The 8,342-nt window shown below is 66.5% G+C and carries 8 protein-coding genes; 1 reads left to right on the top strand and 7 read right to left on the bottom strand.

Annotated elements, in window-relative coordinates:
* Positions 1 to 101, top strand: a 101-nt coding sequence (locus ACFW6P_RS28230; RefSeq protein ID WP_386425288.1) for a helicase associated domain-containing protein, incomplete at its 5' end; no start/stop codon positions are given.
* A gap of 176 nt (positions 102 to 277) precedes the next feature.
* Here the strand turns inward: ACFW6P_RS28230 and ACFW6P_RS28225 are convergent.
* The 7 genes from ACFW6P_RS28225 to ACFW6P_RS28195 form a co-directional block, all read right to left on the bottom strand.
* A complete protein-coding gene (locus tag ACFW6P_RS28225) occupies positions 278 to 1,567 on the bottom strand; it encodes an IS256 family transposase (RefSeq protein WP_386425286.1) in 1,290 nt (429 codons plus the stop codon).
* 626 nt (positions 1,568 to 2,193) lie between these two features.
* Complete coding sequence (locus tag ACFW6P_RS28220) at positions 2,194 to 2,742, bottom strand: hypothetical protein (protein ID WP_386359531.1); 549 nt, start codon at positions 2,740 to 2,742, stop codon at positions 2,194 to 2,196.
* A 439-nt stretch (positions 2,743 to 3,181) separates the two neighbouring features.
* Positions 3,182 to 3,505: a LuxR C-terminal-related transcriptional regulator gene (locus ACFW6P_RS28215; RefSeq protein WP_386359530.1), complete on the bottom strand. Its 324-nt coding sequence runs from the start codon at positions 3,503 to 3,505 to the stop codon at positions 3,182 to 3,184.
* A 22-nt stretch (positions 3,506 to 3,527) separates the two neighbouring features.
* On the bottom strand, positions 3,528 to 4,511 hold the full coding sequence (locus ACFW6P_RS28210) for a hydroxyacid dehydrogenase (RefSeq protein ID WP_386425281.1): 984 nt from the start codon (positions 4,509 to 4,511) through the stop codon (positions 3,528 to 3,530).
* A gap of 139 nt (positions 4,512 to 4,650) precedes the next feature.
* Entirely contained in the window at positions 4,651 to 5,490 is an 840-nt protein-coding gene (locus ACFW6P_RS28205; RefSeq protein WP_386425279.1) for a carbohydrate ABC transporter permease, read from the bottom strand.
* A gap of 10 nt (positions 5,491 to 5,500) precedes the next feature.
* Positions 5,501 to 6,511 carry a carbohydrate ABC transporter permease gene (locus ACFW6P_RS28200; RefSeq protein ID WP_386425276.1) on the bottom strand — a complete coding sequence of 337 codons (1,011 nt, stop codon included), beginning with the start codon at positions 6,509 to 6,511 and terminating at the stop codon, positions 5,501 to 5,503.
* A complete protein-coding gene (locus ACFW6P_RS28195; protein WP_386425273.1) occupies positions 6,508 to 7,995 on the bottom strand; it encodes an ABC transporter substrate-binding protein in 1,488 nt (495 codons plus the stop codon). The genes ACFW6P_RS28200 and ACFW6P_RS28195 overlap by 4 nt, the downstream gene beginning before the upstream one ends.
* Between the last annotated feature and the right edge of the window lie 347 nt (positions 7,996 to 8,342).

Genomic DNA, 8,342 nt, shown 5'->3' with positions numbered 1-8,342 from the left:
TCCGGCTCGGGGCATGGATCAACAACCAACGCAGCCGGACCGCAACGCTGTCCCCACAGCGGATCGAGCAACTCTCCACCATCGGCATGCGATGGACATGACGGGATGCCGAGCTTGGCTGCCCAAGCGCAGCGGCTGGCCGCCCGGCGGGGTGAAGCGTACGTACAGCGTACGAAACGCGTGCAAGTTTGCCCCGAGTGTATGGCCAAGACTTCGCGACGTCTTCGTCGCCCGCTCAACGGGTGTGTCAACTTAACGGCTGATCTTGGTTGTTGAGTTATCGCTGGTTGGTGGGGGTCAGGCGGCCATCGAAGGCGATCTGGAAGGCGTTCAGGGGTGCCTTCCAGCGCATCGTCCAGCGGCGCCGGCCCTTGCCCGTCGGGTCCAGGCTCATCAGCGCCATGTAGACGCACTTCAACGCGGCGGCCTCTGTGGGGAAGTGGCCGCGGGCCCGAACCGCCTTGCGGATCCGGGCGTTCACACTCTCAATCGCTTTCGTGCTGCAGATGACCTTGCGGATTTCGACGTCGAAGGACAAGAAGGGCACCATCTCGGCCCAGGCGTCGGACCACAGCTTGATCACGGCCGGATACTTGGTGCCCCACTTCTCGGAGAACTCCAAGAAGCGTTCGGTCGCGGCGGCCTCGCTGGGAGCGGTGTAGACGGGCTTGAGATCCTTGGCGACGTTGTCCCAGTCCTGGCGGGCACAGTACCGGATGCTGTTGCGAATCAAGTGAACGATGCACGTTTGGACGACAGTGCGGGGCCAGACCGTCTCGACCGCGTCCGGCAGACCCTTCAGCCCGTCGCAGACGAGCATCAGGACATCTTCAATTCCGCGATTCTTCAGCTCGGTGAAGACCTGCAGCCAGTGCTTGGCGCCCTCACCACCGTCACCGGCCCAGATCCCGAGAATGTCCCGGGTGCCATCGACCGTGACGGCCATCGCAACGTAGATGGGCCGGTTGGCGACCTTGCCATCGCGAATCTTGACGTTGATGGCGTCCACGAAGACAACCGGGTAAACGCGGTCCAGCGGGCGGGCCTGCCATTCCGCCATGCCCTCCATCACCTTGTCCGTGATCGTGGTGATGGTCTGCTTGGACACCTCCGCCCCGTACACCTCGGCCAGATGAGCCGATATCTCCCCGTGCGTGAGGCCCTTCGCGGACAGGGACAGCACCATCTCGTCCACGCCGGTCAGTCGACGCTGCCGCTTCTTGACGATCTGCGGTTCGAAGGTGCCGGCGGTGTCGCGGGGCACCTTCACCTCGACCGGGCCGACGTCGGTCAGCACAGTCTTGGCCCGGGTGCCGTTACGGCTGTTGCCGCTGTTCCTGCCGGCCGCGTCGTGCTTGTCGTAGCCGACGTGATCGGTGATCTCGCCTTCCAGGGCGGACTCCAGCACGCGCTTGGTCAGCTGCTGCAGCAGCCCGCCCTCACCAGTCAGCTGCAGGCCGCTCGCGCGGGCTCGGTCGACCAGCTGCCCGATCAACTGGTCATCCAGCAGGTCCGTCGGCAACTCGGCCGGCCGGACCTCTTCAACCGCCTCAGCAGAGACAGTCACGTCGCTCATCAGGTGCTACTTCCATGATCGGGAGTTACACCGAAGACCGTACAGACCCGCTGCCCAAGCGCAGCGGCTGGCCGCCCGGCGGGGTGAAGCGTACGTACAGCGTACGAAACGCGTGCAAGTTTGCCCCGAGTGTATGGCCAAGACTTCGCGACGTCTTCGTCGCCCGGCTCAACCGCACCGCTTCGACGACTGACGTCGTGATGGGCGCCCAGCCGGCGTCGTAGACCTGGCCGGTGAGGGCGTCGACTCGGTGGGTTTCGATGTGAGCTGGTGGCTGGGCATCGTCGGTCTGTCCGGCGCGGGGTTATGTCACGGGGTCCGCTGGCACGTCGTCACGCCACCGGTTGGCGGTGAAGGCGCCCCTGGCCCCTCTGCACAGTGACCGCATCAGGTCCGCTGTCGCTCGATGTTCCACACCCGTGCTGTGTTGTCGCTGCCCCAGCTGACCATCGTGCTGTCGCCGGTACTGGATTCTCCGTAAGCCGCGCCTGACCGTCCGCATGAGGTGGTCCGCATCGGCGAAGGCTACCTTCGCAACGTGCTGGCCTGCTCATGTCGCCGGTGACGCGGGCGGTGCCTCCGAGTTGGGGGCGCCGCCTCGCGCTACGTGACGGGGATCAGAAGCGGGGATGGGTGTCGGCGGTTCCGACGACCAGGCCGGTGGCGAAAACCTTGGTCTTGAGGGTGGAGTTGAGGGCCCCGGCTGCTTCGGGGGTGAGCTTGAGCGTGACGTTGGTGGCGTCGGCGCTGTGCTTGTTGACCTTGACGCGGGCGGTGGACAGGTCGAGCTTGAAGACGGGAACGCGGGTCGTGGTGCCGGCGACGTTGCCGGTCAGCTGGCCCTTGGTGAGGTCGATGGTGAAGTTCTTCACCTCGAGTGAGCGACCGTTGAAGACGTTGGTGAACTTCAGGCCGCCTTTGTGCTTGATGTTTCCGCCGAGGGGGCTGGTGGTCAGGGAGCCGCCGGTGACCGGGTAGGTGGCCTTCAGGGTGGGCTGACCGCTGACGGTGGTGAGGCTGGGCTTGCCCGGACGGGTGACAATGGGGGCGATGCCGTTGGACAGCAGCGCCTTGGCGATCGCCGGAGCCACCGTCACCGCGGTGCGACCGCTCTTGAGGTGCACCTCGTGGGGAGCGGCTGAAGCGGTGGGAGCTGCGATCGCCAAAGCGGCAACAGTAGAGGCAGCGGCAAGAATCTTACGTGTCATAGCAGTTCACTCCTGATTGCGGTGGTGCGTGTGGCCCATGACAAGGATGAGTTCTGGCACTTGTGCTGAAGTGGATGCAGCTGTGGCCGCAGCAAGTCATGACCGCACGAGGTCTTCGCTCCGGGATGCGTGGACTGCTGCTGGATGCAGGAACCAGAGCCCAGCGCATCGCCGGATCGTCCGTCAGTTGGCCGGCAGAAGGGGTACGGAGCGCCGGGCTCGATGCCGTGATCGCAGGCCCGCAAGGCACTGCTTGATGCCAGAGCTGGGTGTGCGGCGAGTTCGACCTTCCGGGTGAGAGCCTGGAGGAGTTACTCGCGCGGGATCCAGGCGCTGCTGCGGTCATGGCCCGGCTCGCCGAGCCGCTGAAGGCCATGCGACGCCACCGTGGACCGGCTTACGGCAAGGTGGCCGTGGTCGACGAAGGAGGAACCTCGCGCGGCACGTCGTGCGAGGGGGTGGTTCTCGGCGAGTTTCGCCAGAGTCGCGGACATGTGGGTCTTGACGTCTCGCGGCCGACGAACAGTTCCTGGGCGATCTCGTCGTTCGTCAGACGCTGGGCGGCGAGCACCAGGACCTCTCGCTCCCTGCTGGTGAGCGAGTCGAGCAAACGGACGGTGCGACGATCGTGTTGGGCGGTCGCCGCCGGTGCCTGGCCCCGGAGAGTGCTCGCGATGCGCCGGTAGCGGCGGCGCAGTCCGACACGCCTCGCAGGATTCACGCGACCCGGCACGGCTTCCGTGTCATGCCGAGTGGGCGAGGTCCTCGAACCGCACTGTGCCGAGGAGTGGCAGACCGGCGACGAGCCGTTCGGTCTCGTCGGCCGCGAACTCGCCCAGAAGCCGGCGTTCACGTCCGCATGCGCCGGCGAGGTGCGGGGTCAGCAGAACGTTGGGCAGCGAGCGCAGGGGGTGGTCGGCCGGCAGCGGTTCGGGGTCCGTGACGTCCAGAACGGCGCTGAGCGAGCCGGTCGCGCACACGTCGGCGAGGGCGTCGTGGTCCACGAGAGAGCCCCGGGCCGTGTTGATGAGGACGGCTTCCGGGGGGAGCAGGTTCAACTGCCTGCGGTCGAACATATGGTGGGTCGACGGAAGTTCGGGCGCGTGGATGGTCACGATGTCCGACCGTCGGCAGAGTGTGTCCAGGCCGACGAGTTCCACGCCGAGTCCGCGCGCGGTCTCGGCGTCGGCGTACGGGTCGGCGAGCAGTACGCGCGCGCCGAGGGCGTGGAGTGCGCCGATGACGAGCCTGCCGATCCGGGAGGCTCCGACGACACCTACCTTGCGTCCGCGAAGGCCGATGCCGTCGGGTGCGGTCAGATCGCGGCCGCGCAGGGTGTCCAGACGGGCGAACGGCAGTACGCCCTTCGCCGCGAGGACGGTGACGGCGGTGGTGTACTCGGCGACCGGGGCGGCGTTGGCCTGGGCCGCGGAGGAAACGACGATCCCGCGTTCGAAGACGTCCCGCGTGACGAACGCCTTGACCGAGCCCGCCGCGTGGATGACCGCCCGGAGGCGGGGCGCGCGGGCGAGCAGGGTTGCGTCGATCCGGGGGCCGCCCCAGCTGGTGATCAGAACGTTGGTGTCGCTGACGTCGACCTCCTCGAGTCGGCGCACGGGTCCGCTCAGCGTGACGCTGTTGCGGAGTCGGGTCATGGTCGAGGGTGGGAATACGGCATCGACGTGTTCCGTGTCGAGCGCCAGGACGGCGCGCAGGGCGGTGGACAAGCGCTGTGCTCCTTGTGCGCTGGGGTCGGTGTGGCCGTCGGCCGGGTGCGGCTGGGGTCTGCGTTCTCCATGGCCGCGTCGTGGAGTGATCGACGTGCTCGGGACGCGGCGGCGGCGCTGACCGCCGTGGATGCGGTGCTCACGCCTTCACCGCGCCGGCCAGGCCGTTGATGAAGAAGCGTTGCAGTGCGACGAAGACGACCATGATGGGCAGCATGGTGATGACCGAGCCCGCGCACACGAGGGTCCATGCGGTGGTGTTCTCTCCGAGGAAGGAGAACATGCCCACCGACAGGGTGTGCAGGTCGGGCCTGGACAGGGTGAGGACGAGCGGGACGAAGAAGCTATTCCATGCGTTGATGCAGGTGAACAGGCCCACGGTCGCCAGCATGGGGCCCGACAGCGGGAGCATGATGCGCCAGAAGACCTGGTGGAAGCTGGCGCCGTCCACCCGTGCCGCATCCTCCAGCCCGCGGTCGATGGTGGTGAAGTATCCCATGAAGAGGAAGGTGCCGTACACCATGCCCCCGGCCGACTGCACGATGACCATCGCCCAGAGGGTGTTGAGCAGATGGAGGTTCTGCAGGAGGTCGAAGACGGGGATGATCGTGTAGCCGTGGGGCAGGAAGAGGGTGATGCCGATCAGGGCCATCAGCGCCTTCTTGCCCGGGAATTCGGTGCGGGCGAGCACATAGCCGGCCATGGACGTGGCGAGCAGGGTCACGATGACGGTGGCAGTCGCGAAGAAGACCGTGTTGAGGAAGAACGTGCTGAATTCCGCTCCTGTCCACGCATCGCGGTAGTTGGACCAGTGGACCTGTGCGGGCAGCGGGTTGAGACCGCCGGAGAAGAAGTCGTCGGTGCCTTTCAGTGAGCCCCCGAGGGCCCACAGGAACGGGTAGATCCACAGGACACCGCCTGCCAGGAGGGCCAGGTAGAGCAGGCCGCGTCTGCCGGCCCGGAGAGAGAGTGCAGCCATGGTGGTCCCTTCACCTCGTGGCGCCCGCGCGCTGCCGTCCCAGTCTTCTCAGGGCCAGCACCTGCAGGGTGGCGAAGACGATGAGGAGCAGGCCGTACAGGAACGAGGCCGCGGAGGCCAGGCCCACGTCGGGCTGCGCGGCACCGCCGCCGGAGCCGCCGCCGAAGGCCAGATGGTAGATGTACGTGTTGACGACCTCGGTCGCGAAGTACGGGCCTCCGCCGGTGAGGACTTGGACGAGGTCGAAGACCTGGAAACTGCCGATGAACGCCAGCACGACGATGATGACGCCCACTTGGCGCAGCATCGGGATCGTGATGCGGAAAAAGCACTGCACGGGGCCGGCACCGTCGATCTTGGCCGCCTCGTAGAGCTCCTGCGGAATGGTCTGCAGGCCGGCCAGGAAGTACACCAGGTTGTAGCCGAGGGTGTGCCAGATCCCGATGGCGATGATGACCGCCAGCGCCGTGTGCGGGTCGCCGAGCCAGTCGATGCGGCCGTTGGTCATCCCGGTCTTGGCGAGCAGGCTGCCCGCGGATTCACCGAAGTTGGAGAGCATCAGCTGCATGACGACGCCGATGACCGCGGCCGAGGTGACGACGGGGATGAAGTAGACGGTACGGAAGAACACCGCGAAGCGCAGCTTCGGGTTGTTGAGCACGAGGGCGAGGGCGAGGGCGAGCACCAGTTGCACTGGGACGAGCACGAAGGCGTAGATGAAGGTGTGCCGTACGGCTCCCCAGAAGATGCCGTCCTTGAGGATGCGGCGGAAGTTGTCGAGGCCCACGTACTCGTCCGGGTGACCGATGCCGTTCCAGCGGTAGAAGGTGTACCCGAGCGAGGCGAGAATGGGGTAGATGACGAAGCCGGCCAGCAGTACGAGCATGGGGACGAGGTAGAGGTACGACCAGCGTGCCGTCTTCAGACGTCGCCCCAGGCCGGGTGGGCCCGCGAGTGGGCGGGTATGGGAGGGATCATGCCGGGGCCGGGCCGCGAGGAGGGACATGGCTGTGGGACTCACGCTTTCTTCGTGGTGTAGGGCAGTGCGGGGTTCCAGTCCGGGAAGGCGTAGTCGGACACGCTGACCTTCGCGCCTGACCTGGCGACGGCGGCGACGGCGTCGGAGAGGATGTGGTGTTTCTTGTCCGCGAGGCTGCTGAGTGCTCCCTGCACGTCCTTGATCTGGCCGGTGTAGATGCCGGTGACCACGTCACCGATGTCCGGCTTCGGTGTGCTGGGTGCGACCGTGGCGAGATACGGGTTGCGGACGACCGGCACCGGGCCGGGCAGCACGGAGCGGGTCATCCCCACGAAGGTTGCGAAGGGCTTGTAGTCGATGCCGTCGGGACTGTTGTTCTCGGGGTAGACGGAGACGCCGTTGTGTGCCTGGACCCAGCGGCGGCCGGCGGCCGGGGCGGTCAGGGCGTCGAACCACTGCCAGGCCAGGTCGGGCTTGTCGGTCTTGGCGGAGACGGCGGCGAAGGCGGCCGTACCGACCGGATCCTTGTAGTAGTAGGCCTTCGGCTCGGCCTGGGGCGAGGGAAGGGTGACCAGGCTGTAGTCGTTGAACTTGTGCTGCTGCCACTCGGGCTGGTTCCAGACCCCGCCGACGGTCATTCCGAACTTGCCCCGTTCGAAGAAGGCGCGCGCCGCTTCGTCCGAGAGGCTGATGGCGTTGGGGTGGAAGAGGCCGCGTTTCTTCCATTCGACCAGCAGTTCGAGGAAGTCGGTGTAGGCGCGGTCGGTGGCGTACGTCCACTTGCCGGTGCGGTAGTCCATGCCCGTGGCGGCGCCGATCTGTGCACCGCCGGGTGCGCCGGCTCCCCGCACGAAGAGGTCGAGCCACCAGGCGAGGATGCCGAAGCCGTCCGCGCTGCCGAAACCGAGGCCGTAGGACTTGCCGCCGCTCTTCTTCGTGATGGTCTCGGCGGCGCTGGTGACCTCGTCCCAGGTGTTCGGCACCTTGACGGTGCCGTCCGGGTTGGTCAGCCCGGCGGATCTGAAGACGCCGTTGTGGATGTAGAGCTGGTACTGCGGAGCGGAGCCCTTCAGGGGGGCGGAGTACACCTTTCCGCCGAAGACGTTCGCGCCCTCCAGGAAGGTTCCTTCGGGAAAGCGTGACTGCCACTGTGCGGTCGCCCACTTGTCGAGGGGCAGCAGCCATCCCTTGGCCACCTGTTCGGCGATGGTGGGGGCCTGTGGAACCATGAAGACGTCGGGCGTGTCGCCACCGCGGTTGGCGAGGCCGACGAGGTCTGCGTACTTGGCGGACTGCTGGGTGTTCTTCTCGACCGTGACGCCGGGGTGGGTCTTCTGGTAGCGCGCGAACTCGCCGTCGACCCACGGAGCCTGTGTCACGTACCAGTCCCAGTAGGTGAGGGTGTTCGAGGAGGAGCCGGAGTCGGAGGAGCCGCAAGCGGTCAGCCCGCCGCCCAGGACCATGGCGCCGGCGCCCGCGGCGGCACCGTACAGCAGGTGTCGCCTGGAAAGGGGGGAGTTCGTCATCGTCACGTTCCTTCCACGTAGGGAAGAGGAGCTCCAGGGGGAGGCGTGGAGCAGGCGAGGTGGAGAGCGGTGGGCTCCTGAGGAGTTCCCGGACACCGAGAACACGAGATGTAACGTTCACTGAACCGTTTACAGTAACGGGGACGTTAAGGGTCGACGCCAGGGCCGTCAAGAGGGTGCGCGAGACCTTTCGTCCGGCCGGGTGCCGACCGGGATGGTCGCATCCGAAGCCATTGGCAGTAAGGCGCCCGCACCTCTGGAATCGATGGAACGCGGTGTGTAACGTTTACATTCAACGGTTCTTGAGGACTGTTCCGCCGTCTTTCACCCAGGACCGTTCCGCCGTC

Origin of the sequence: Streptomyces sp. NPDC058741 (assembly GCF_042746715.1) — a bacterium.
Classification (GTDB): domain Bacteria; phylum Actinomycetota; class Actinomycetes; order Streptomycetales; family Streptomycetaceae; genus Streptomyces.
Note: the sequence above shows the minus strand (reverse complement) of the source record. Positions and strands in the feature narration are given on the sequence as shown.

Coding starts and splice junctions, on each gene's coding strand:
- ACFW6P_RS28195 (WP_386425273.1), bottom strand. CDS start 7,995: ATGACGAACTCCCCCCTTTCCAGGCGACACCTGCTGTACGGTGCCGCC.
- ACFW6P_RS28205 (WP_386425279.1), bottom strand. CDS start 5,490: ATGGCTGCACTCTCTCTCCGGGCCGGCAGACGCGGCCTGCTCTACCTG.